16 protein-coding genes and 3 riboswitches are annotated in these 25733 nt (G+C 35.2%); of the genes, 14 read left to right on the forward strand and 2 right to left on the reverse strand.

What is annotated here, in order from left to right; genetic code table 11:
* Positions 1–46 precede the first annotated feature (46 nt).
* Together BED47_RS09750 and BED47_RS09755 are read left to right on the forward strand one after the other, a co-directional pair.
* A complete protein-coding gene (locus tag BED47_RS09750; protein ID WP_069033552.1) occupies positions 47–4222 on the forward strand; it encodes a S8 family serine peptidase in 4176 nt (1391 codons plus the stop codon).
* A 124-nt stretch (positions 4223–4346) separates the two neighbouring features.
* Entirely contained in the window at positions 4347–5279 is a 933-nt protein-coding gene (locus tag BED47_RS09755; protein ID WP_069033553.1) for a LysR family transcriptional regulator, read from the forward strand.
* 314 nt (positions 5280–5593) lie between these two features.
* Here the strand turns inward: BED47_RS09755 and metE are convergent, their stop codons facing one another.
* Positions 5594–7894 carry a 5-methyltetrahydropteroyltriglutamate--homocysteine S-methyltransferase gene (gene metE, locus BED47_RS09760; RefSeq protein ID WP_069033587.1) on the reverse strand — a complete coding sequence of 767 codons (2301 nt, stop codon included), beginning with the start codon at positions 7892–7894 and terminating at the stop codon, positions 5594–5596.
* Between the two features lie 162 nt (positions 7895–8056).
* Positions 8057–8250, reverse strand: a riboswitch (cobalamin riboswitch).
* An 88-nt stretch (positions 8251–8338) separates the two neighbouring features.
* Positions 8339–8451: riboswitch (SAM riboswitch) on the reverse strand.
* 617 nt (positions 8452–9068) lie between these two features.
* A riboswitch (cobalamin riboswitch) is annotated at positions 9069–9267 on the forward strand.
* 167 nt (positions 9268–9434) lie between these two features.
* Between metE and BED47_RS09765 the strand changes: the two genes are divergently transcribed.
* From BED47_RS09765 to BED47_RS09810, 10 genes are all read left to right on the forward strand, one after another.
* The gene (locus tag BED47_RS09765) at positions 9435–9659 is read left to right on the forward strand and encodes a hypothetical protein (protein WP_069033554.1); all 225 of its coding nucleotides are present in this window, start codon (positions 9435–9437) and stop codon (positions 9657–9659) included.
* The gene (mmgD, locus tag BED47_RS09770) at positions 9660–10793 is read left to right on the forward strand and encodes a citrate synthase (protein ID WP_069033555.1); all 1134 of its coding nucleotides are present in this window, start codon (positions 9660–9662) and stop codon (positions 10791–10793) included. It abuts the gene before it with no gap.
* Positions 10794–10877: 84 nt separating this feature from the next.
* Positions 10878–12311, forward strand: a complete 1434-nt coding sequence (prpD, locus tag BED47_RS09775; RefSeq protein WP_069033556.1) for a 2-methylcitrate dehydratase — start codon at positions 10878–10880, stop codon at positions 12309–12311.
* 17 nt (positions 12312–12328) lie between these two features.
* Positions 12329–13243 carry a methylisocitrate lyase gene (prpB, locus tag BED47_RS09780; RefSeq protein WP_069033557.1) on the forward strand — a complete coding sequence of 305 codons (915 nt, stop codon included), beginning with the start codon at positions 12329–12331 and terminating at the stop codon, positions 13241–13243.
* A 104-nt stretch (positions 13244–13347) separates the two neighbouring features.
* On the forward strand, positions 13348–15057 hold the full coding sequence (locus BED47_RS09785) for an acyl-CoA dehydrogenase family protein (RefSeq protein WP_069033558.1): 1710 nt from the start codon (positions 13348–13350) through the stop codon (positions 15055–15057).
* A 15-nt stretch (positions 15058–15072) separates the two neighbouring features.
* Positions 15073–15960 (forward strand): NAD(P)-dependent oxidoreductase, encoded by an 888-nt coding sequence (locus BED47_RS09790; RefSeq protein WP_069033559.1) that lies wholly within the window; start codon positions 15073–15075, stop codon positions 15958–15960.
* A gap of 19 nt (positions 15961–15979) precedes the next feature.
* Entirely contained in the window at positions 15980–17434 is a 1455-nt protein-coding gene (locus tag BED47_RS09795; protein WP_069033560.1) for a CoA-acylating methylmalonate-semialdehyde dehydrogenase, read from the forward strand.
* A gap of 87 nt (positions 17435–17521) precedes the next feature.
* Positions 17522–18310 (forward strand): enoyl-CoA hydratase-related protein, encoded by a 789-nt coding sequence (locus BED47_RS09800; RefSeq protein ID WP_069033561.1) that lies wholly within the window; start codon positions 17522–17524, stop codon positions 18308–18310.
* Positions 18311–18328: 18 nt separating this feature from the next.
* Positions 18329–19384 (forward strand): enoyl-CoA hydratase/isomerase family protein, encoded by a 1056-nt coding sequence (locus BED47_RS09805; RefSeq protein ID WP_069033562.1) that lies wholly within the window; start codon positions 18329–18331, stop codon positions 19382–19384.
* Between the two features lie 411 nt (positions 19385–19795).
* Positions 19796–21262 carry a spore germination protein gene (locus BED47_RS09810; protein WP_069033563.1) on the forward strand — a complete coding sequence of 489 codons (1467 nt, stop codon included), beginning with the start codon at positions 19796–19798 and terminating at the stop codon, positions 21260–21262.
* A gap of 353 nt (positions 21263–21615) precedes the next feature.
* Here BED47_RS09810 and BED47_RS09815 read toward each other — a convergent pair whose 3' ends face one another.
* Positions 21616–22524 carry a LysR family transcriptional regulator gene (locus BED47_RS09815; RefSeq protein WP_069033564.1) on the reverse strand — a complete coding sequence of 303 codons (909 nt, stop codon included), beginning with the start codon at positions 22522–22524 and terminating at the stop codon, positions 21616–21618.
* Positions 22525–22818: 294 nt separating this feature from the next.
* Between BED47_RS09815 and BED47_RS09820 the strand changes: the two genes are divergently transcribed.
* Both BED47_RS09820 and BED47_RS09825 read left to right on the forward strand, forming a co-directional pair.
* Positions 22819–24336 (forward strand): aldehyde dehydrogenase family protein, encoded by a 1518-nt coding sequence (locus tag BED47_RS09820; RefSeq protein WP_069033565.1) that lies wholly within the window; start codon positions 22819–22821, stop codon positions 24334–24336.
* A gap of 79 nt (positions 24337–24415) precedes the next feature.
* Complete coding sequence (locus BED47_RS09825) at positions 24416–25624, forward strand: iron-containing alcohol dehydrogenase (protein WP_069033566.1); 1209 nt, start codon at positions 24416–24418, stop codon at positions 25622–25624.
* Positions 25625–25733: the final 109 nt, after the last annotated feature.

Raw genomic sequence — 25733 nt, forward strand, 5'->3', positions numbered from 1 at the left:
CAATTTCTATCAGTACAGATCAAAAAATATGCAGGAGGACTGGAAAATGGGGAAGAAGTTTACAAACAAAAAAATTGTAAAAAATGCTACTGCTATTACATTAGGTGTAGGTTTAATTTCTAGTAGTTTTCATGCTTCATATTTTAATTCATCGTCAAAGGTAAAGGCTGCAACATTTGATACGAATGCAGAGTCGATTTTAGCTAATTTAACACCTGCTCAAAGAGAGGCCTTAACACAGCTTTCGAAGAATGATCAATCGGGATTATTCTTAAATCCTGATGTTAATATAGATAGTTCAGAAGATGTTTCTGTAATTGTACAATTCAATCAAAAACCACATAAGGTAGCTGTACTTGAAGCAGCCTTAAAGGGTGAAAGTTTATCAGATAGTGAGGCTAAAAGTTTAGAAGATGCTGATCATGCAACGTTTGACAAAGACTTGCAAAAGCTATCAAGCGATGATGACACGACATATAAAATAAGTAGAAAATATAAAAATGCTTTCAATGGAGTCGCATTAAAGATTCCTGCAAATAAAGTTAAATCTCTTTTAAATTCAAAAGCAGTTAAAGCGATTTATAGCAATGAAACTGTTAAGGAAGATCTTCCAGTAGAAAAAGCAGAAGATTCAACTAAAACGCAAGGACAAGGAATGGCAGATGAGCGTTCATACCTACAAATCGATAAATTACATCAAGAAGGCTATACAGGTAAAGGAGTAAAGGTCGCTGTACTGGACACTGGGGTAGATTACAATCATCCGGATATAAAAGGTGCTTATAAAGGTGGATACGATTTCGTTAATAATGATAATGATCCGATGGAAACAACTTATGATGATTGGGTAAAAGCTGGAAAGCCAGGAGGAAGCTCTGGAGCAGCAAATTATGTAACTGAACACGGAACACATGTATCCGGAACGATTGTAGGACAAGGAAAAAATACTAGTGAATTTGCAACTACTGGAGTCGCTCCAGATGCTGACCTTTATGTATATCGTGTACTTGGACCTGGGGGCAGTGGAACGACGGATGGCATTCTAGCTGGAATTGATCGAGCAGTAGCAGACGGAATGGACATTATGAGTCTTTCTTTAGGTGCTAATTATAATGACCCAATGTATCCTACTAGTATCGCAATAAACAATGCAGTTTTAAATGGAGTAACAGCAGTTGTTGCAGCTGGAAATGCAGGTAATAAGATGTATACCGTAGGAGCACCTGGTACAGCAGCTCTAGCATTAACAGTAGGGGCTAGTAGTGTTCCAATTACGACACTTGGAGGAAAAGGATCGATCGATAATGTAACTGCATCATTACTTTTGATGGCAAAAGGCGCAGGGGATGATATTTCAAAATTAAAAGGTGTTACGAATTCGGTTGTAGATGTAAATCTAGGTGAAGCATACACTGGTAAAGATGTAAAAGGTAAAATTGTTCTAATGAGTCGTGGAACTTATACATTAGATTCTAAAATCTCGGTCGCTAAAGCACAAGGCGCTGCAGCAGTTCTTTTGTATAATGACAATCCTACTGAAGGACAAATTCCAACCTTCTTAGGAGATGGTGTGAACTTTATCCCAACGTTCTCGTTATCTAACGCAGATGGACTTGCTTTGAAGAAAAAGCTACAATCAGGATCTTCTAACTTTACATTTACTGATATAGGTGAAGCGAAAACTCAGGGAGATACATTAGCAGACTTCAGCTCACGAGGTCCTTCACGTGCAACATATGATATTAAGCCAGAAATTACGGCACCGGGTGTGAGTGTACTTTCAACGGTTCCAAGCTTTATTAATAGCCCAAATGATCCGACTGATTATAAAAATGCGTATCAAAGAATGTCAGGTACATCGATGGCTACACCATTTACAACTGGTGTCGCAGCTTTATTAAAACAAGCACAACCTGATTTACAACCAGAAGATATCAAGGCCATTTTAATGAATACTGCTGATTCATTAAGTAAGCCATATAGTGTATTTGAGCAAGGTGCTGGACGAATCGATCCTTATAACGCAATTCATTCAACGATTGAAATTAAAGTTAAAGAAAAAACGTCGACTATTATAAATGGAAAAGAAAAACAAATTAATGAGGATACAGGTGCATTAAGCTTTGGAAATGTCGCATATAATGGTTCGGACTATTCAGATACACGTTCTGTTACGTTAATGAACAGAGGAGAAAAATCGAAAACATTTGATGTAAAAGTAAATTTCCAATCAAATCTGCGCGGTTCAAAAGATGCACAAGCAAATGGAGTAACTGTTCAAACAGATTCAACAGTTACACTAAAAGGGATTAGCCAAAAGAAAACAACTATTACCTTGAATATTCCAAAAACAGCAGAAAAAGGGATTTACGAAGGCTATGTAGTGTATACAAACAAAGACAATCCTTCAGAAACTTACCGAGTTCCATTTGGTGTACACTACGTTGAGCAAGGGTTTAATTACTTTAAACTTTATAAAAAATCAGTGCCTGAATCACTAATTCAAAGCAGTCAAAAATGGAATCGAACAGATGCTGCTAACTTTAGCTTAAGTTCACATATGAAAACAATTGACGTAGTCATATCGGATGCAAAAACTGGTAAAGATCTTGGTATTGCTAATTCGTATGATGGAGTAGCATATGATGAAGGTGTTGATAATGTACTTGGTTTCGTATACTGGGGATATTACCACCCATTTACAAATGATCCGAATAATCCAATCGGTATGAGAGATGACCAACTTGTCTTACCAAAAGCGGGGCAATATGTATTAAAATTGGTTGGTACAGATGATGACGGAAAACAATATACGATCAGTCAAGATTTATTTGTAGATGGTACAAAACCAAAATGGGACGTTCATGTAGAAGGTGAAGTACCTGGAAAACAAATCGTTGAATATAAAGATGGACAAACTAAAGTTGGTGTAACAGGGCATATTACAGATGATAATGTTGCTGTAAAACAAGCTGCTGGAATTACTGCTGATCAAACACAAAATCAATTTTTAGCTTATTATAATAGTTACCTGCCAACTAATAATTTGACAGTTGACAAAGACGGTAATACATCTGATGAAATCGCATTGTCACCGGATTTACAAGTATTACCTGTGAAATTTGAAGGAATGGATGAAGCGACAAATGGTAATCTTCAAAGCCAATATTATTTCGTAAATGAGCATACGCCTTATGTATATGGTCAGATAAATGCTCCGACAACATACAATAAGGTATTGGCAAAGCCAGGGGACACATTTACAATGACGTTAACAGCAAATAATGTAAATAAATTAAAGAAAGCGAACTATAAGTTCTCAGATACATCTGGTACAAAAATTACAAACATTTCATTGAATCCTGAAGCACAAAAGCTTGGAGGATCACTAGATGTTAAACAAACTACTTCAGGAAGCAGGATCTCATCTGATGTTACTGTTAATTTTAATGGAACTACTGGCGTAGATGGTGATATACCAATGGTAGATTTAACACTTCAAGTGCCTAAACCGCTTCTGCCAAGAGATAATACATCATTTAGCCAATATGATTCATCTAGCCCAGTTACATCAACATTTACAAATGTAGATAATGTAACTTCTAGTCCTTTTACAAGCGTGACATCAATTAGGATCTTAAAACTCGACCAAACAGAATTAGTAGGATATATACATGCAGAAGGCTTTAAAAATGCTTCCGGTACTTTGGATTCTACAAAAGATTACTCAAAGAGTTCGCCAACTTTAACAGTAATTGATAGTAATGGAAAAGTAGTAAAAACAAATATCGTCGCAAAAAATGGATCGTTTGATATTACAGGAATGGATCCATCAAAAGATGATTATACGTTAATCCAAGATATTCCAGGTCATTTTACAACTTATTACTCAAAAATTAATGTTCATTATGATCTAGATGATCAATTCTATGGTGTATATTATAGAGTAGGTATAGAAAGCACTCCATATGCAACTGCTGGAGATGTAAACAAAGACGATGTAATCGATGTGAAAGACGCATTAGCAATCCAAACATATTGGGGTACAAATAAACGAAGTGCAGATATTAACTTCGACGGTACGGTCGATGCGAAGGACCTAGCATTTGTTGAAAAGAATTACTTAATGCAAAACCCTTGGATCCCAGCTCCTCCAAAACCAGTTAAACAGTATAAAGGAAGTACTTTAGAATCAGTTAAGAGTCAATTAGGAGTACAATAAAAGTAGGCCTGTTCTCTACATTTGAGAACAGGCTTTTTCTAACATATAATACCATAACATTAACTAGATATATTCAATTCAAATTATGTTAAAATATTAATAATGTAATATGAAGGAGAAGAAAATGAGTATCAACAGTTCGAATATTTACAGCATGAATATACAAAAATTAGAGTATCTAGTTGAAGTTGCAAAAACCGGTTCCTTCTCGATTGCTTCACAAAATCTATTTGTAAGTCAGTCTGCTATTAGTCAATCAATTGTAAGTATCGAAAAGAAATTAGGGATAAAATTATTCGAACGAACAAGAGGAGGAAATAATGCGATTCCAACAATTGATGGAAAACAAATTATACCTTTAGCGAATGAAATCGTTCTAAAATATCAAGAATTAATCCAGAATGTACAATTAATTAATGATAATATGACCGGTAATTTAAAAATATCTACAGTACCGGGTTTTATTACACAACTTTTAAATCCAATTTCAGCTATAAAGGAAGAACATCCTAATATCACAATTGATGTCTTTCTTAAACCAGGCCAAGAAATTATTGAAGATGTACTAGAGAGCCGTAGTGATATTGGTATTGTACCATTTATTAAACATTTACTAGAAAGTAATGAAAATCTAATTTATCACAATTTATTTACAGCTAAAATGAAGTTATTAGTAAGTAAAAAGTCTCCCCTTGCAAAGAAATCATTCGTTACGCCACAAGAAATCGTTAAAGAAACGCTAGTTGTTTATAACGGTGTATATATGCAATGGTTTAAAAATAATTTCTATAAACAGTTTGGTGAAATGAGGGAATTATTTTCATCTACAAATGTTGATGCAATTTATAAGGCGATTGGTGATAACTTAGGTGTCTCATTTGCTCCTTATTTATCTGAAAATTACATCATTAGTGAAGATGTCAAGATTTTAGATATTGTAGGATACGAAGATCTACAAATTCAATATGTATGGTTTATGTCTAGTAAGAAAAGATATTCAAAATTGATAGATGACTATATAACGAAATTAAAAGATGAGTTAAATGTAAATGATTGATATAAAAAGTGGATGATCATTCATCTACTTTTTTATTTTAGTCGATATATTATAGACACCCAGCCTTTTAAAACCATTAATTAATGCTTACTTTATAAGATTGAAAAATTTAATAAAAATTAAGTAGAACATCTTGGAGGCAAAAGTAAAAAAATATTGACTTAGTGGGTTAAGACCATGGAAACTAGTTTGTCAAAGAGTTCCTAAAATCCTTTCTAATGTTAAATAATACACTGGAAATTACAGAAAACCACTGAAATACTTCAGTGGTTTTCTTGTTTATTTACCAATGTAAACGAAATTTCTGAAAGAGCTTATAGTTCCTCTTTTACAAGAAACTTTTCTCTCGCATGTTCTGCAGCTTCAACCATCACTTTTAGTGCTCCGACTGTTTCAGCAATACCCCGTGTTTTCAAACCGCAATCAGGATTAATCCAGAAGAGTTTTGGATTAATTATTTGAAGTGCACGATCAATATTTCTTGCGAGCTCTTTAACCTTTGGTACGCGTGGACTATGAATATCATAAACGCCAAGACCAATCCCTTTATCGTACGTATTTTCTTCAAAGGCATAAATTAACTCACCATGGCTTCTTGATGTTTCAATTGAAATAACATCAGCATCGAGAGCATTAATTGCATCAATGATATCTTCAAAATTCGAATAGCACATATGAGTATGAATTTGTGTATCATTTTGTACAGAAGCCGTCGCAAGTTTAAATGCATTAACAGCAACGTTCAGATAGCTTTCCCAGTTTTCGCGCTTTAATGGAAGTCCTTCACGAATTGCTGGCTCATCGACTTGAATCATTCGAATTCCGTTTTTCTCAAGCTCTTCAACTTCTGTTCTAATCGCAAGTGCAATTTGATTTGCAACATCGTAACGTGAAATATCATCCCGTACAAACGACCAGTTTAAAATTGTAATTGGACCTGTCAACATGCCTTTTACCGGTTTAGTTGTTAAAGATTGGGCGTATACAGATTCTTTAACAGTCATTGGTTCTTGAAACGACACATCTCCATAAATAAGTGGTGGTTTTACGCAACGAGATCCATATGACTGCACCCAACCAAATTTTGTGAATTGAAACCCAGCTAATTTTTCTCCAAAATACTCAACCATATCTGTTCGTTCAAATTCACCATGTACAAACACATCTAAGCCAAGTTCTTCTTGAATATCAATCCATTTTTTTATTTCTGCATAAATATACTCTTCATATTGAGTAGTAGTTATTTCGCCTTTACGCCATTTTAAACGCTGTCCTCTAACTTCCTGTGTTTGTGGAAAGCTACCAATTGTAGTAGTAGGAAGAAGTGGTAATTTGAAAAACTCTTCCTGAATAGATTGGCGAACTTTATAATCTGCCTCACGATTAACACTATATATGTGTAAATTTTGAATTGCTTGCTGAACTTGTTTGTTGTTTCGAACTGACGATTCATTTAAAGCTTGGATAGCTTTTGTGCTTTCATCGATTTCTGCTTGAATTGAAGTTTTTCCATCTTGCAAGCCTTTTGCAAGTATAACAATTTCTCGTAACTTTTCATCAGCAAATGATAGCGCACCTTTTAGAACTTCATCAAGCGTTTCTTCATTTTTCACTGTAACAGGTGTATGTAATAAGCTTGAGGAAGGTTGTACGATAACTTGCTCTTTTGAAACAAATTCCGTAATTTGTGTAAGAATAGAATGTTTATCATTAAGATTTGCACGCCATATATTACGACCGTCAATAACTCCAGCAGCAAGTATCTTATCCTTTGGGAAACCATACTTTTTGATTGAAGCTAGATTCTGACCGTTATCATGTACAAAATCAAGTCCAATACCATCAACTGGAAGTGAAATTACATCTTGGTAGTTGTCAATGCTCTCAAAGTAAGTTTGCAAAATCAGCTTTATGTTAGGTGCTGCTTCACGTAATGTTTGGTAAACATCGTTAAATAATGCAACTTCTTCTTTTGAAATAGACGTTGATAAGATAGGCTCATCTATTTGTACCCACTCTACTCCTTCTTTTTGTAGATCGTGTAAAATCTTAGCATAAAGAGGTACAAATTGATTAACGACCGATTTAAAATCATTTTCATTATAGCCTTTTGACAGTTTTACAAATGTTACCGGGCCTAAGATTACAGGCTTTCCTTCAATATTAAGTTTTTGTTTAGCCTCTTTATAAAATTCAAGAGGACGGTTTTCGACAAGAGTAGGTACTACTTCGCCCAACTCTGGAACAATATAGTGATAGTTTGTGTTAAACCATTTTGTCATTTCAGATGCAACGGCACCTTTCGTACCACGTGCGATCTCAAAATATGTTTCTAGCGATACTTTACCTCCACCATATTCAAAGCGCTTTGGCACTAGACCGAACATAACAGCCGTATCAAGAACATGGTCATACAAGCTAAAGTCTCCTACTGGAATCAAGTCAATTCCTTGATTCTTTTGCTTTTGAAGATGGTGTATACGAATTTCCTCTATTTGTTTTAAAAAATCTTCTTTTTCTAGTTTACCTGCCCAAAACTGTTCAAGTGCTCTTTTCCATTCACGCTTTTCACCAATTCTTGGATAACCTAAATTAGAACTTTTTACTTTTTTCATCATTTATACACTCCTTGTTTTTTGATGTCTGATTTTTACGTCTCAATAAAAAATCTCTCTTTTCAAAATAGAAAAGAGAGACTCATACGCATCGTTAACTTGAGTTGAGACCTTTTGGTTCCCAAAACACGTAATCCTCACTCCCCCCTATTCATCCGTAGGTATAAGCGCATACAACAGGCAGGTCTCCTGACTTAGATTCAACACTTCTTATCCCTTCCCATTTCAATTTTGAAACAGTGGTAAATTGATAAGTCGCTCCTCAATACAGTGGCGGGACCGTGTCGGATTTTAACCGAACTTCCCTTTTAAGCTGTGAAAAAGACTTTCACAACACCTGATGCATTTTTTATTCAATTTTATTAACAAAACTTCAAAACACTCATAATGACAAAAAGCCCTCTCTAATTGAAATAGAGAGGGCTACAAAATTTATGGAATCCTCTCTTATTTTCCAAAGCAAAATATGCTTTGCAGGAATTAGCACCTTTTCAACAATACTGCTGAATGGTTGCCGGGCTTCATCGGGCCAGTCCCTCCGCCTCTCTCAATAAGAGTTAAATAATTTATAATGTTTTGAATTTAATAGTCATGTTATCACGATAAACACAGGCTGTCAAAATAAACTTTCATAAATTTAATAAAAAGTCGTAAGTAGGATTGATTGTTCACATTTTGGTAGTTTAATTAGGTATGGGAACAAAATTGGAGTTTAATTAAAAAGCTTCTGCTAAAAGGCCGGTTAAATTAAAACTAAAAAAGTAGGTGATACTTGGAAAGTAAACTTAGCTGATGAGTTTATTGATGGATTAAGGAATATATATGTTCGAAGTAACGATAAAGATTTGAAATTAAGAAGAATCGACTCTACCAATTAAAAAAAATGTAAAATATATAGATATTTTAATATAACTAATACGTTAGTTAGCTGTTTAAGAATAGAGATCAAAATTCGTTATAATAGAATTAAGTAGCGGGTTAGAAAATTAGTAGACATTACATTCATATTAGGAAAATTATGGATATTTTTTATGCTTTAATTAAATTCAATAATACTTTTCTCATAATCGGTTTTTATTTATATTTAAATAATTATTATTGAATTGTTAAGTAAAAACATTAAATTATAACAATTGTGAATTATCTAAACGTTTGTTATAATTTGTTTTACAATTTGATACGTGTAGAATCAGGTGTAGATTATGAGATTTGTAATCTACTTAAAAGGGAAGTTCGGTTAGAATCCGACGCTGTCCCGCAACTGTATTTAGGAGCGATTCGAAATATCCACTGTCTTTTCGTAAAATGAAGATGGGAAGGTTCGAAAAGTGATGATCATAAGCCAGGAGACCTGCCTGTTTCAGCACACATCATATACCTACGCGGATAGGGGGTGTTAAGTGCGAGCGAATGTGGCATGTTTTTTTAATTGATTAAAAACATGTTTATTAAACCATGAGTTCTGACTTAACAACTTCTTCTTAAAAGAAGTTGTTTTTTTATTGTCAATTTTCTATTTCAAATTATGAGGAGGATTTAGTTGTTTGGTACGGTTGAGTATTTTATCAATGATTTTAAAACATGCATCATGAATGGTTTTTGTATTGAACCGTCAATTAATTTGAGCTCCTATTATGAACAACAAACAGAAGGAATAAAAAAACGTTCAGGAAAAAGTGATGAAAAGGAGGTTCATTTAAACAATCTTGAAAAGGCTTACAAAATAATATGTGAAGAGCTATTTGGAGATGGGAGGAAGATATAAATGGAAGCTAAAGAAAAATTTTATCCGGGATTAGATGGTGTTGTTGTAGCAGAAACGAAGATTTCTTTTTTAGATACAGTGCAAAGCGAAATTGTAATTAAGGGTTATGACCTTATAAAACTAGCTGAATCAAAAGAGTATTTGGATATTGTCCATTTATTACTAGAAGAAAAATTACCTAATTCTATTGAAATAGCAGAAATGAAAAAGAATCTGAAGGGGGAATATGTAATACCTGAAGAACTTTTGGATATGTTCAAACATCTTCCTGAGAATACACACCCGATGGATGGTCTTCGTACGGGTATTTCGGCGCTTGCAGGATATGACAATAACCTTGATGAACGTTCATTGACTGCAAATAAAAAACGAGCATATCAATTGATTGGTAGAGTACCAAATATTGTAGCAAATAGTTATCGAATCATTCAAAAACTTGAGCCTATTCTTCCAGATGAAAATCTATCATATAGCGCAAATTTCTTTTATATGCTGACTGGTAGAATCCCGACTTCATTAGAGGAAAAAATATTTGACCAATCCTTAGTGTTATACAGTGAGCATGAAATGCCAAACTCTACGTTTACAGCAAGGGTAATTGCTTCAACTCAGTCTGATCTATATGGTGCATTAACTGGCGCGGTGGCATCTTTAAAAGGTAACTTGCATGGAGGAGCTAATGAGGCTGTTATGTATATGCTTAATGAAGCGGGGAGTGTGGAAAAATTTGAAGAATTACTAGAAACAAAACTGTTCAAAAAAGAAAAGATAATGGGATTCGGTCATCGAGTTTATATGAAAAAGATGGATCCTAGAGCTTTATTGATGAAGGAAGCATTAAAAGAGCTATGTGATATAAAAGGCGACGATACACTATATAAAATGTGTGAAGCTGGAGAAAGAATCATGGAGAGGGAGAAAGGTATTTATCCAAACCTGGATTATTATGCTGCTCCTGTCTATTGGATGCTAGGAATTCCAATTCCTTTATATACACCTATCTTTTTTAGTGCAAGGACAGTGGGGCTTTGTGCACATGTAATTGAACAGCATGCTAATAATCGATTATTCCGTCCACGAGTAAGTTATATAGGTGAGCGACATGTCTTTAATAAAACAACTGGGCAGTTGTAAGAATCGCTCACCAATTAAAAATGGATATTTTGGCGAATACCCATTTACATCATAATAGACTTTTAACGAAAAAGGAAGGTACGTATGTTAAAAACAAATGATAATACGAAAACAGATATTTTATTGGAAGAAATCGCAGATTACGTTTTAAATAAAGAGATTAAGAGTCCAGAAGCATTTAGCACGGCTCATTATATATTACTAGATACATTGGGGTGTGGAATTCTCGCTTTAAACTATCCGGAATGTACAAAATTGCTAGGGCCTGTAGTAGCAGGAACAGTTGTACCAAATGGAACTCGAGTACCTGGAACATCATACGTTCTTGATCCTGTAAAAGGGGCATTTAATATCGGATGTATGATTCGTTGGCTGGATTATAATGACACTTGGCTAGCTGCGGAATGGGGTCACCCTTCTGATAATCTGGGCGGTATTCTTGCAGTAGCTGATTATTTGAGCCAGGTTCGTATTTCTGAAGGGAAAGAGCCATTAAAAGTAAGAGAAGTACTAGAAGCAATGATTAAAGCACACGAAATTCAAGGAATTCTAGCATTAGAAAACAGCTTAAATCGTGTTGGGCTTGATCATGTTCATTTTGTAAAAATTGCTACAACAGCCGTAGTGACGAAAATGCTGGGAGGAACACGTCAGGAAATCATAAACGCACTTTCGAATGCATGGATTGATGGCGCTAGCTTAAGAACTTACAGACACGCACCTAATACAGGTTCACGTAAATCTTGGGCTGCAGGTGATGCGACAAGTAGAGGTGTGCATTTGGCAATGATGGCTTTAAAAGGCGAGATGGGCTATCCGACTGCACTTTCAGCTCCAGGATGGGGTTTTCAGGACGTCTTATTTAATAAAAAAGAGGTAGTACTTAGTCGACCACTTGATTCTTATGTAATGGAGAATATCCTATTTAAAGTATCGTATCCTGCAGAATTCCATGCTCAAACTGCAGCAGAATGCGCAGTTAAGCTTCATCCTCAAATTATAGACCGTTTAGAAGAAATTGATGAAATTAAAATCATGACGCATGAATCTGCGATACGAATAATTGATAAAACTGGACCGCTTAATAATCCAGCAGATCGCGACCATTGCTTACAATACATTACAGCTGTCGGATTACTTAAAGGTGATATTACAGCTGAAGATTACGAAAATGAAGCAGCTAAGGATTCAAGAATTGATACTTTACGAGAAAAAATGAATGTGGTAGAAAATAAAATCTACAGTGAAGATTACCTAGATGCTAGCAAGCGCTCAATCGCTAATAGTGTACAGATCTTTTTCAAAGACGGAACAGCTACTGAAAGCGTGGAAGTAGAGTATCCATTAGGTCATCGTTTCCGACGAGAGGAAGCAATTCCAAAAGTAAAAGAAAAATTTACTAACAATATCAATACACACTATTCAAGTAAACAACAGCATTTAATTGAAGAAGCCTGCTATGACCAAGAGAAATTGGCAAGCATGAATGTAAATGATTTTGTTAATTTGTTTATTTAAAAAGGAGGTGCACTAATATGGCATGGATTGTAGACAAACAATTAGCACAAACTGAACTAGCTTCTAGGTTTCAAGTGCTTATGTCTGAAGATAGCATTTTACAAATTCCAGGTGCACATGATGCAATGGCGGCACTTGTTGCTAAAGAAGCAGGTTTTTCAGCTCTTTATTTATCTGGTGCAGCTTATACAGCAAGCAGGGGACTTCCAGATCTTGGGATTATTACTTCGACTGAAGTTGCAGAGCGTGCAAGAGATTTAGTGCGTGCTACTAACTTGCCGGTGTTAGTAGATATTGATACTGGCTTTGGGGGGTACTTGAACGTAGCCCGAGCAGCGCGAGAAATGGTGGAAGCAAATGTAGCGGCTATTCAGTTAGAAGATCAGCAGTTGCCTAAAAAGTGTGGTCACCTTAATGGAAAACAGCTTGTAACAACTGAAGAAATGGTTCAAAAAATTAGGGTAATTAAAGAGGTTGCTCCTTCATTAATCATCATTGCTCGGACGGATGCTCGTAACAGTGAAGGATTAGATGGAGCGATCCAAAGAGCGACAGCCTATGTAGAAGCTGGAGCTGATGCAATTTTTCCAGAGGCACTTGAATCTGAAGAGGAATTTCGCATTTTTCGTAAAATGATTCGTGTACCTCTTCTTGCTAATATGACTGAGTTCGGAAAGACACCGTACTATACGGCAGAAGAATTTAGTGACATGGGATTTCAGATGGTTATTTATCCAGTGACATCTTTACGAGTGGCAGCAAAAGCGTATGAAAGAACGTTTCAATTGATAAAAAATGAAGGTACACAAAAAGAAGCAATTAAAGATATGCAAACAAGAAGTGAGCTATATGATGCGATTTCATACTATGACTTTGAAAATCTAGACAAAGAAATGGCAAAAACAGTCCTTACTGAAGAACATAAATCATAAAAACACACCATGAAAAGGCGATGATTCAAATCAAGAGAGGAAGATAGAATCATCGTCTTGTTTTTACGGTACATATTTTAAAACCGTAGAGGAGGAGAAAGTTGATGGATGAATTAGATTCTCGTTGGAATGATCTTTTCGTATCGCGTTTTGGAACAGCTGATGTGTTTACACCAGAAGATTTTAGTGAGGAAGAGCAACTCATTTCAAAAACTACAGAATTATTTGTAAAAAACGAAGTAATGCCTCTAATCGAATTAATTGATCAGCAAGATCATGAAAAGGTAAAAAGGTTGTTTCAGGAAGCGGGAAGTTTAGGTTTATTAAGTATAGAAGTTCCAGAAGAGTACGGTGGATTATCACTTAACAAAAAGCTTTCAGGACTTGTAGCTGAAAAGATGGGGGCTGGAGGGTCATTTAGCGTTTCCTTTAATATTCACGCCGGTGTTGGAACATTACCATACGTATATTACGGTACAGAATTTCAAAAACAAAAATACCTGCCTAAGCTCGTATCAGGAGAATGGATTGGTGCATATGCACTTACGGAACCAAACGCAGGATCTGACGCATTAAATGCAAAAACGACTGCCTCTTTGAATGAGAGTGGTACTGCATGGATTTTAAATGGTGAAAAACAATGGATTACAAACGCTCAAGTAGCTGATGTGTATGTAGTTTTTGCGAAAACAAATGAAGGAATGACTGCATTTATCGTAGAGCGTTCATTCAAAGGTGTTTCGATAGGACCTGAAGAAAAGAAAATGGGGATAAAAGGCTCGTCAACAGCAACTGTAAACTTAGAAGATGTTAGCGTACCAATTGAGAATGTACTAGGCGATGTTGGCAAAGGTCACAATGTGGCGTTAAACATATTAAACATGGCTCGATTAAAACTAGCATTCTCAAATATTGGTACTTCGAAACAAGCATTGAAAATTGCTCTAACCTATGCTAAGCAGCGAAAACAGTTTGAAACGGCGATTATAACCTTTTCGATGATTCAAGAAAAGATTGCAGATATGGCGATTTCAATATATGGGGCAGAAAGCTCTGCTTATAGGACGGCTGATGATTTGGATCATGTCTTTGATTCATCAAATCCGTTAGGTACTAAGTTAAATGAGTTAAAAAACTATTCAACAGAGTGTGCAATTAATAAAGTAAACTGCTCCGAAGTCCTAGACCGAATTGTAGACGAGGCTGTACAGATTCATGGAGGCTATGGCTATATGCAGGAGTATGAAGTTGAGCGATTGTACAGGGATGCGAGAATTAGTAGGATTTTCGAAGGGACAAATGAAATAAACCGCTTAACAATTGCAAAAAATTTAATTAAAAATGCACAAAATAACAAAAAATATCCCGACGATCTGATCAATAATCAAGAAACTAGATACCGACAATTTATTAAACTATCTAAACATCTTCTTAATAGAACGTTGGAAGCGCTAACGAATTCAACTATTAACATAAATCAAGAGCAAGAATACTCACGCCTTCTTGCTGATATGAAGAAAGAAATTTATGTAATGGAATCTGCAGTCATTCGGACTGAAAAAGCATTACAAAAGAGCAAGCCAAATAAAGAGCAAATAAAAGAATTAATGACGAACGTGATTTGTGAAGAAGGATACCGAAAAATTGAAGGGTTAGTGGTGTCTGTTTTATCAGGAATCGAAGTAAATGAAGCAAAAAGAAAACAAATATTAGATGAGATTCGAAGTCTTCCAGCGCCACTTTTCAGTAATCTATTTACTCAAAAACGTGAAATTGCAGAAAGAATGGGCGTTTATGAAAAATATATTGTGTGAATGGAGTGATTTTTAATGAAAAATATCGGTTTTATAGGTCTGGGGAATATGGGTCTTCCAATGTCCAAAAACTTAGTTTTGTCAAACTTTACTGTATATGGTACGGATTTAAATAAAAAAGCCGAAATGTCATTTCATCAAGCTGGAGGTATAATTGGAGTTTCAATCCAAAAAATGGTTGAACTTTGTGATGTAATTCTTACAAGTCTACCTTCATCAAATGCAGTAGAAGAAGTTTTTCTAGGAGAAAAAGGACTTATTAACCTGGCTAAGTCTGGCATTGTATTAATTGATACTAGTACGGTTGCACCTGAACTAAATTTCCAAATTGAAGCGGCAGCAAGAAAAAAAGGCATTGAATTTTTAGCAGCACCTGTAAGTGGTGGCGTAATTGGAGCGATCAATAGGACTCTTACATTTATGGTAGGGGGTTCAAAGTCTACCTTCGATAAGGTGCTACCTGTTTTGAGCACGATGGGAGGGAATATTTTTCATGTGAACGAAAGGGTTGATAGCGGTACGAACACGAAATTGATAAATAACCTCTTAATTGGATTTTATACTGCTGGTGTGAGTGAAGCCCTACATCTTGCAAAGAATAGTAATTTAGATCTGGATAAATTGTTTGAAATGCTGAATGTAAGTTATGGTCAAAGCCGAATTTATGAACGCAATTATAAAAGTTTCATAGCCGATGAAAACTACGAACCAGGTTTTTCATTGAAGCTATTGAGAAAAGATCTGGGCTTTGCATTGGATTTAGCTGAAAAGAACAATGTCGAACTACCGATGAGCAAAATTCTCTTTAATCTATATGTAGAAGCTGATGAGAGTGGATTAGGTGAAAAAGATATGGCGGTTTTATACAAAAAAATTAGTGAACAGAAATCTACTATTTTATAAGAGAGAGGGGATCAATTAAATGATTACGACTAATATAAAAAAACTAAGAAATAACATTAATGGGGAATGGGTTGATTCAACAGGTGTTGAAGTAGAGGAAGTAATAAATCCTGCAAACGGAAATTTAATTGCCTATGTACCTCTTTCAACAAAAGCAGATGTAGATTCTGCTGTTTTGGCAGCTCAAAATGCCTATCAGAGTTGGTCATTAGTACCTGTACCAAATCGAACAAGACTTTTATACAAATACTTACAGTTACTTCAAGAGAATAAAGAACAATTGGCTGATATTATTACGACAGAAAATGGAAAAACGTTAAAGGACGCTCAGGGCGAAGTTCAACGAGGAATTGAGGTAGTTGAACTAGCTACTGCGACACCTACTTTAATGATGGGAGAAGCATTACCGGGAATAGCAGATGGAATCGATGGTACAATTTGGCGCTATCCATTAGGTGTCGTTGCAGGAATTACACCATTCAATTTTCCGATGATGGTACCTTTATGGATGTTTCCTCTTGCAATCTCATGTGGAAACACATTTGTCCTAAAAGCTTCAGAACGTACACCTATTCTTGCAGAGAAGCTAGTAGCGTTATTCTATGAATCTGGTTTTCCTAAAGGTGTTTTAAATCTTGTACATGGTTCAAAGGATGTTGTTAATGGATTACTAGAGAATAATGACATTAAAGCGATTTCGTTCGTAGGGTCAGAACCAGTGGCAAAGTATGTGTATGAAAAGGGAACTGCAAATGGAAAACGTGTCCAAGCACTTGCTGGTGCAAAAAACCACGCCGTTGTCTTAGCGGATTGTAATCTTGAAAAATCGATTCAAGGGATCATTGGAGCAGCATTTGGAAGTAGCGGTGAACGATGTATGGCATGTTCTGTTGTAGCAGTGGTAGATGAAATTGCTGATGAATTCATGGAATTGCTTATTTATGAAACACGCAAGCTAAAAACTGGAGAAGGCAGATCAGAAGAAAACTTCGTCGGCCCATTGATTCGGGAAGTTCATAAAAAGCGTGTTCTTGATTATATTGATAGTGGTGTAAAACAAGGGGCTGTTCTATCTGTCGATGGAAGGGAACCAGGAATTAAAGAGGGGTATTATGTAGGAGCGACCATTTTTGACCAAGTAACACCTGACATGAAAATATGGCAAGATGAGATATTTGCTCCAGTATTAAGTGTTGTACGAGTTAAAGATTTAGAAGAAGGAATCGCTCTTGCTAACCAGTCCAAATTTGCTAATGGAGCTGTAATTTATACAGCAAGTGGTAAAAGTGTACAACAATTCCGTGACAAAATAGATGCTGGAATGATTGGTGTAAATGTAAACGTACCAGCTCCAATGGCATTTTTCTCCTTTGCAGGGAATAAAGCATCATTTTTTGGTGATCTTGGAACGAATGGAAAAGACGGTGTTCAATTCTATACACGTAAGAAAGTAGTAACAGAACGCTGGTATTAATACTTAATTTGGATCCCACTATAGGTAAAATACTTACCCATAGTGGGGGATTTATGTAAAACTGAAAAATCCAAAAGGAGGGATAATGTGAATAACTACAAGTATGTATCGTTAGAAAAAGAGAATTATATCACGACTGTTACGATAAATAATCCACCTGCAAATGTCCTATCTATTAACTGTATTGCCGAGTTACGCTCAATTTTTCATGAACTTTCAAATGATGATGAAACAAGAGTTATTATCATTACAGGTGAAGGGCGTTTCTTTATAGCAGGGGCAGATATAAAAGAATTTGTTTCTAGATTAGGTGATCAGGAACAAGGGTTGGCACTTGCTGAAGGTGGACAGGCACTCTGCGATGAAATTGAGTCAATGAATAAACCGGTTATTGCTGCTATAAATGGCCCAGCACTTGGGGGTGGGCTAGAACTTGTGATGAGCTGTCATTTAAGAATTATATCAGAGCGGGCTAGCGTAGGTCTTCCGGAATTAAAGTTAGGTTTGATTCCTACTTTCGGTGGTACCCAGAGATTACGTAAAATAACTAATACATCGACAGCGATGGAGCTGATTCTATCAAGTAGAACACTTCTAGCTAATGAAGCAGTCGAACTTAAAATTGCACAATTAGCCGTGAAAGAAGATGAACTTTTAAAGACAGCAAAGGCTATTGCAACGTCATTGGTTAAAGGAAAAAGTATGACCAGTGTAATGCGGGCTGTAGAATGTATTATACAAGGAAACAACGAGAGTATGGAACAAGGGCTAGAAAGAGAACGAAAAAGATTTGCCGAACTCTTCTTGACTGCTGACGCTAAAGAAGGAGTTCATGCTTTCGTTGAGAAACGTACACCGGACTTTAAACATTCATAAATAAAGGAGTAGATACCAATGTTCGATGAGGTTTTGTTTTCCGTTAATCAAAATGGTACTGCAACAATTATTTTGAACCGTCCAAAAGCCCTTAATTCACTTTCACACAGGATGGTTAAAGCGATAGGAGAAAAATTAATAGATTGGGAGACAAATCATAATGTGTCTGTCGTCATCATTAAAGGATCCGGAGAAAAAGGACTTTGCGCTGGGGGCGACATTAAGGCACTCTATGAAGCTAGTTCATCCGAAACTGCAATGAAAGAAGCAATGAGTTTTTTTGAAGATGAGTATGAGGTTGATCAAGCTATCTATCAATTTCCAAAGCCAATTATTGCATGTTTAGATGGTATTGTAATGGGTGGGGGAGTAGGTATAACATATGGTGCTAGTCATCGAATTGTTACTGAAAAGACAAAATGGTCCATGCCTGAAATGAATATAGGTTTCTTTCCAGATGTAGGCGCGGCCTATTTCCTAAACAAAGCTCCAGGTCACTTAGGACGTTATCTGGCATTAACGGCTTCGGTGATACAGGCCACAGATGTATTATATGCAAATGGTGCAGATATCTACATGGAAAGTGAGGCTTTAGTAAGATTTATTGAAAAAGTCGAATTGACAAACTGGAACGAAGTAAAAGTTGAGCCAAAGCTTGATCAACTTGTAGATGAGTTTCGAACTAACCCCTTGGAAGAAAGCAAATTCGTATACTATCAAAAAGAAATTGACCAAAATTTTAGGTTTGAGACTGTTGAGGAGATCGTTCAATCACTTAGTAAGTATGGAAGTGAATTCAGTGATAATGCAAAAGGACTACTCCTATCTAAGTCTCCATTTTCGTTGAAAATAACATTGAAACAACTGATTGGCGGTAAATTTAAAACAATAAAAGAATGCTTTGCTACGGATTTGATGCTTGCAAAAAACTTTTTAAAACATAGAGATTTCTATGAAGGAGTAAGGTCAGTAGTGATTGATCGTGATTACTCACCAAACTATGAGTACCAACACATTTCAGATGTAACGGATGAGGTTATTGATAGTTTTTTTAAAGTTAACTCTGTTCAATAAGACTAGCTAAATTAGCTAGTTTTTTTGTATTTAATAATTTACCGAGAGTATGTCCTTCAAATAAAGTTTCAAATGAATCGGAAATTGTTGTTTTTTGGATCAGTGTAATTTTCGCTTTTTAACTTTTTTTCCAATTCATTAAATTTAGCTAATAAATTCAGTTGCAATTGAGTTTTACTTAAACCCGCTTGGGATATGTAATATTTTTCGCAGCAGTTGATATCGAACCTGTTTTTGCAATTTCGCATGCGTTAGTTGGAGAGCATGAGTTGCTATGGCAGCTGATTTTTTATTGAAATAAGCTTTGTTAATTTTATTTTGGAATTGCGAATTATGGATGTTTGTCAAACTGTAAGTACATACTAACTGTATTGTTAAATGTTAACAAATTAAGTTAGGAGTTACCAATTCATGGAAAGATTAGAGTCTTCCTTTACAAAGAATATACATAAAAATATTAAAATAGTTAAAGAACATTTATATAATTCTCCAGAATTATCGATACGAATTATAAAATTGAATACAAATCCTAAATATTATGGTGCCCTTTTATATATTGACGGAATTGTGAATACAGAGTTGATAAGAGAAAGTATTATTGAACCATTACTTAATATTAGGGAAATAGATGAAGAGACAATTATGAGCACTATAGCTTTACAACATATTCGTTCAGAGTCAATTGAGGAAGTTACTTCTATTTCATCTACAGTTGATGGAATTATTAGAGGAAAGACATTGGTCTTAGTAGACAGTAGCGAAAGTGGCATTCTTGTAGATACTGCTGAATGGCAACAACGTCCTATTGAGCAGAGTAACAGACAGCGTAATATAGAAGGACCGTTAATCGCATTTTCGGAACAACTTAAAGGTAACTTAAATTTACTACATAATATGATCCCATCTCCTACGCTTATGGTAGAGAAAAGAAGCATTGGAAGAATAACAAAAACCGACGTTGCAATTGTATTTCTTACTGAAAGAGTTGATCAAAATGCGTTGAAGGAAGTCCGAAATCGAATTGATTCATTACAGGTTGATTATGTACTTGAGTCAAGAGTAATCGAACAAGCAGTTTCAGGAAAACAACATACTTTATTTCCATTGAGTTTTAATACTGAACTACCTGATTCTATTGCCGCTGCTTTGTATGAGGGAAGGATTGCAATTTTAGTAAATGGAACACCGACAGCAACCATCGTTCCGAATCTATTTATTCAATATTTTCAACATCCAAGTGATTATTACTCAAAACTTATTAATGTAACTCGTTTACTCACATTTTTCTGTTTTTTTGTATCAATTCTTTTGCCGGGAATATATGTTGCAATCGCAAAATTTCATGAAAATTGGTTTTCAAAAAAAGTGATGAAACACTTCTTTTCTAATTCAGATACCTTTCTACCTTTTTGGCTTGAAATTTTCCTTCTACTGATATTATTACAAATATTAGCAGTAGGTTCCTATAGAGTGTCAAAAGAATTATTAATCCTTGTTTCTTTAATCGCAACAGTTACAATTGGCACAACAGCCGTTGATGCAAAACTAATACATCCACTGAGTCTAATTATAATAGGAACAACATATCTTGCAAATACATTGATCACATACACAGCAATGACCTTTACTATTAATGCTTTGAGATATATCTTTTTGTTTCTAGGGAGTTTATTTGGTATTTTGGGGATAGGTATTGGAATGTTGATTTTATTCATACATCTGGCTCGTCTGCGTTCAGTTGGAGTACCATATTTAGCACCTATTATTCCATTTAACTTAAATGAATTCAAAGATGTGTTTTTTAGAGGGGATTTACAAAAATTGATTAATAGCACTCATAAATATCCACATGATGAATCAGATAAAACATCACGATAAAAATCACATGTATTACAGTTAATGCCGCATCCAAGTTCAATGAATTTTCTTTTTATTTACGCTTTCTTCTTTCTTCAACTAGCGCATGAGTTAGCTGTCTACTTAATTATCACAAAACGGTCGCCTGATTTACTGGACATATTTGAAATGACCTATTCATAATTACTATCTAATACTCGTACTCTATATTTGACAGGGTGTGGTTCGCTGGTTCTATAACAGTTCGGATCATAAAGAAGAAAAAGCTCTTTTCTTAAACGGTTGAGCTTTTTCTTTGTCTTCATTTATTCCTCATGCACAAATTAGCACAGAAACTCCACGCTAATATTCGTCGGGCAGTATAATGATGTTTATTAACTTATATAGTATTCTAGTTCAGATTTAATAAACTTAATTAAGTGTTTCTCTATTTTTGAAGGAGTTCTATTCATTCCATGAATAATTCCAAGTGTAACATTTATAGGTTCATAGTTGATAAGGTCAATTTCAACAATCTTGTTTTCAATAACATAAGGGTTACTTTTAGTAGCAAAATCTGGTGCAAAACCAATTGCAAATCCTTCTGAGATTAATCGTGATAATTCCTCCGTTTGATTTGATGAAAAAAGAATATTCATTTTTCCAAATTTAAGTTGGAAATTATTAACAAACCAATTGATATAATCGCCATTGTATAATACCACCGTCTGCTGAAGTATTTCCTCGGGTGTTATTTTTTTCTTTTTAGCAAAAGGAGAATCACTACTTACATAAACCTTTAGTTTGCCCTCAAGAATCCTTTCGAAATTTAAAAGCTCTATGTTTTTCAAAATATTCTCATATATGCATATAAGTCCGATTTCAGCTTTATTTTGTTGAACCACTTCAACTGTACGCTCAGTTATATTTTCTAAAATTTCAATGTTTAAATTTGAATATAAATTTTTAAATTCAATTAATGGTTTTAATAAATAAGTAAAGAAAGCAGGGATAGTAGAAACTCTTAGATTTCCAGAATGTACTTCTAGAATAATTCTTGCCTCTTCAATCATTTCTTCATATTTTAACAATACCTCATTTGCTTTATTTACAATTTTGGTTCCTTCATGTGATAGAACAACCCCATAGCGAGAGCGATTGAAAATTTTTATTCCCAATTCATCTTCTATTTTTTTTATATCCTGACTAATACCAGATTGGGTTATATGAAGATTTTGACCAGCAATAGAAAAAGACCCAGTTTTAGCGACTTCAGAAAGAATTTTAAGTTTTTGAATGTGCATATGGTGACCACCCTTTTAAAAAGATTACTATATTAGAAAAAAGTTTGGATAATAGAAACCTCTAATTTTAGATATTAAAAAATATGATCAAGGTATTACAAATCGTAATTTTACTTAGTGAAAATGAAGTTATACAATTATTTCAGATAATTCTTAATTTTTAAATTAAGACAAGTCCTTAATGTTATTTTCTAAAAATTTGTTGTGATTTGCAAGCGTTTTCTTTAAAAGGAGGTCAGATGTTACTAGAGTTCCTACTTAACTAATTAAATAACTATTTTAGGAGGTTTTTAAATGCAAACGACTCAAAAATTATTGGAATTTCCTCTTTATATTGATGGTCAATGGACATCTGCAAAAAGTGGTGAAACGTTTAGTGTGAAAAATCCAGCAACAGGGGAAGTTGTCGCTCAAGTAGCTAAAGCTGGAAGAGAAGATACCGAAGCAGCTATTACTTCTGCTCGTAATGCCTTTGATTCAGGAGTTTGGTCAAAGAAATCACCTAGAGAAAGAGCTCAAATCTTAATTAATTTTGGGAATAAAATTGTTGAACATTCTCATGAACTTGCATTCTTGGAATCTGTTAGTTCGGGAGCTACGGTAAGACGAATCTCAAATTTGGATATTCTATATTTAGTAGATCTACTTCAGCAAACAGCGAAATTTACAGTTGAGTATCCATTTGTTGAATCTTTGCCAGTACTACCTTTTCCAGGACCTAGTAACAATCAAGTATGGAGAGAAGGCGTTGGTGTTGTAGCTGCAATTACACCATGGAATCTACCGATGCTGTTAGCAATGTGGAAAATTGCACCTGCGCTTGCGATGGGGAATTCAATTATTGTTAAACCAGCGTCAAATACTCCTCTTTCCACTTTGAAACTAGCAGAATTAGCAACTGAAGCTGGAATCCCGCCAGGAGTTTTCAATGTTGTTTCAGGACCTGGAGCTACTGTTGGCGAAGTGCTAGCAACTCATCCACAAGTAGATAAAGTAGCATTTACGGGATCTACTGAAGTTGGAAGACGGATTATGGAGTTAGCATCTGGAACAGTTAAAAGAGTCACTCTAGAATTAGGAGGAAAATCACCATCGATCGTATTACCTGATGCTGATTTAGATATTGTTATTCCAGGTAGTTTATTCGGTTTCTGTCTTCACTCTGGACAACTATGTGAATCAGGTACGCGCCTTTTAGTACATGATTCGATCTATGATGAAGTAGTTGACCGTTTAGTGAATTTGGCTTCTTCAATTACGATTGGAAACCAGCTTGATATGACGACAGGAATGGGGCCAATGGCTTCAGAACAACAATTAGAAACTGTTTTATCTTATATTGATGCAGGAATCCAAGAAGGAGCTCGTTTAGTTTGTGGTGGCAAACGTTTAACGGGTAAGAGATATGATAATGGATATTTTGTTGAACCAACGATTTTCGCGGATGTACATAATAAAATGAAAATCGCTCAAGAAGAGATCTTTGGTCCTGTTCTTTGTGTCATTCGATATTCGACGATTGAAGAAGCGATTGACATTGCGAATGATACGATTTATGGCTTAGCTGCAGGTATTTGGTCTAAAGATGTAAATAAAGCACTTCAAATATCAAAAGAATTAAAGGCGGGAACAGTCTGGATCAATGACTGGCATATGTTAAGAAGCGACGCACCATTTGGAGGATATAAACAAAGTGGATTTGGTCGTGAGCTTGGTCGATATGCATTAGACGAGTACACGCAAGTAAAACATGTTCATTGCTCACTTACTCCTGAATTAAGTCAAAAACCATGGTATGGCATCTTATTATAAAAAATTTTTTTTTAAAAATAGATATCGTTTTATTTTAAAACGATTTAAAAAACTTTAATAGAAAAGAGAAGGTGATCTAATGATAACATCATTTTTTCAGTTTTCAGTTCGAACAGTTGTAAACAGTGGAGCTGGCGCACGCTCTTTGTTACCTGAAATGATTAAAGGCCTTGGTGGTAAAAGAGCTGTTCTTTATGTTGATAAAGGAATAACACAAGCAGGAATTACAGATAAAATTAAGGAGTTATTTGAGACAATACCTAGCGATGTACAGTTAGTAGGTGTTTTTGAGGATATAGAACAGGATGCTAAAGGTGAAATCATTAACCGCGGTGCTAAGTTCTATAAAGAATGTAATGGAGATGCATTAATTGCTGTTGGTGGTGGAAGTGTTTTAGATACAGTAAAAGCAATTAAATGGATGCTACATAATAAAGTTCATGACATTCGTGAAGAACTTCTTGTAGGAAATGTAATGGAATTTTGGCCAAAAGCTCAGTATATCCCGATTCCACACGTTGCAATTGCAACAACTGCTGGTACTGGAGCGGAGGTTTCACCAATCGCTGTAGTATTCAATGAAAAGGTCGGAATTAAAACGAATATCCTAAACACATTTATAAGCCCTGATATGGCGATATTAGATCCAGAACTTACAGTTGGTTTACCACCAAAAATTACTGCATTTACAGGATTTGATGCATTAACTCATGCAATTGAAGCTTATTTTTCACCTCAAGCGAATCCAATGACAGACGCATACGCACTTCAATCAATTCGAATGATTGTAGAAAATTTGTCTACAGCTGTTCATGATGGGGAAAATCTTGCATCGCGATCTAATATGTTAATGGCTAGTGCAATGGCAATTTCTGCTTTCAGTCTTTCTGTTAATGCGATTCCAGTTCACAATTTAGCACATGTATTTGGAGCAAAATTCGGAATTCCACATGGACTAGCAAATGCTGTGCTATTGCCAAATGTAATGGAATCACTTGTACCATATTATTTAAAACGAATTCATGGATTTGCGGAAGCGTTAGGTCTAAAGAATTTACCGGAAAGCCCAGAAGCATGTCTGGCGGAAGTTGTGTTATTCATTCGTAATCTCCGCGAAAAAGTTGGCCTGGCAAGTACGTTTGCTGACTTTGAGGTGAATGTGGAAAATATGGCGTATATTGTAGCACTAGTTCATAGTGATCCTTGTGGAATTTTCTTCAAAATACCACCTGAAATAATTGCGAAAATTTCAAATGAAGTTGTAGGCTCTGGTTTAGTGATTTCGTGATTTTAATCAAAGTTAACGGGCACCGTCAAAATTGATGATGGTGCCTCAACTATATTCATATTGATGGTACTACTTGAGTAATCAATTGCTCTTTTTGTTTCTCGACACT

The organism is Gottfriedia luciferensis, assembly GCF_001712755.1.
Classification (GTDB): domain Bacteria; phylum Bacillota; class Bacilli; order Bacillales; family Bacillaceae_G; genus Gottfriedia; species Gottfriedia luciferensis_B.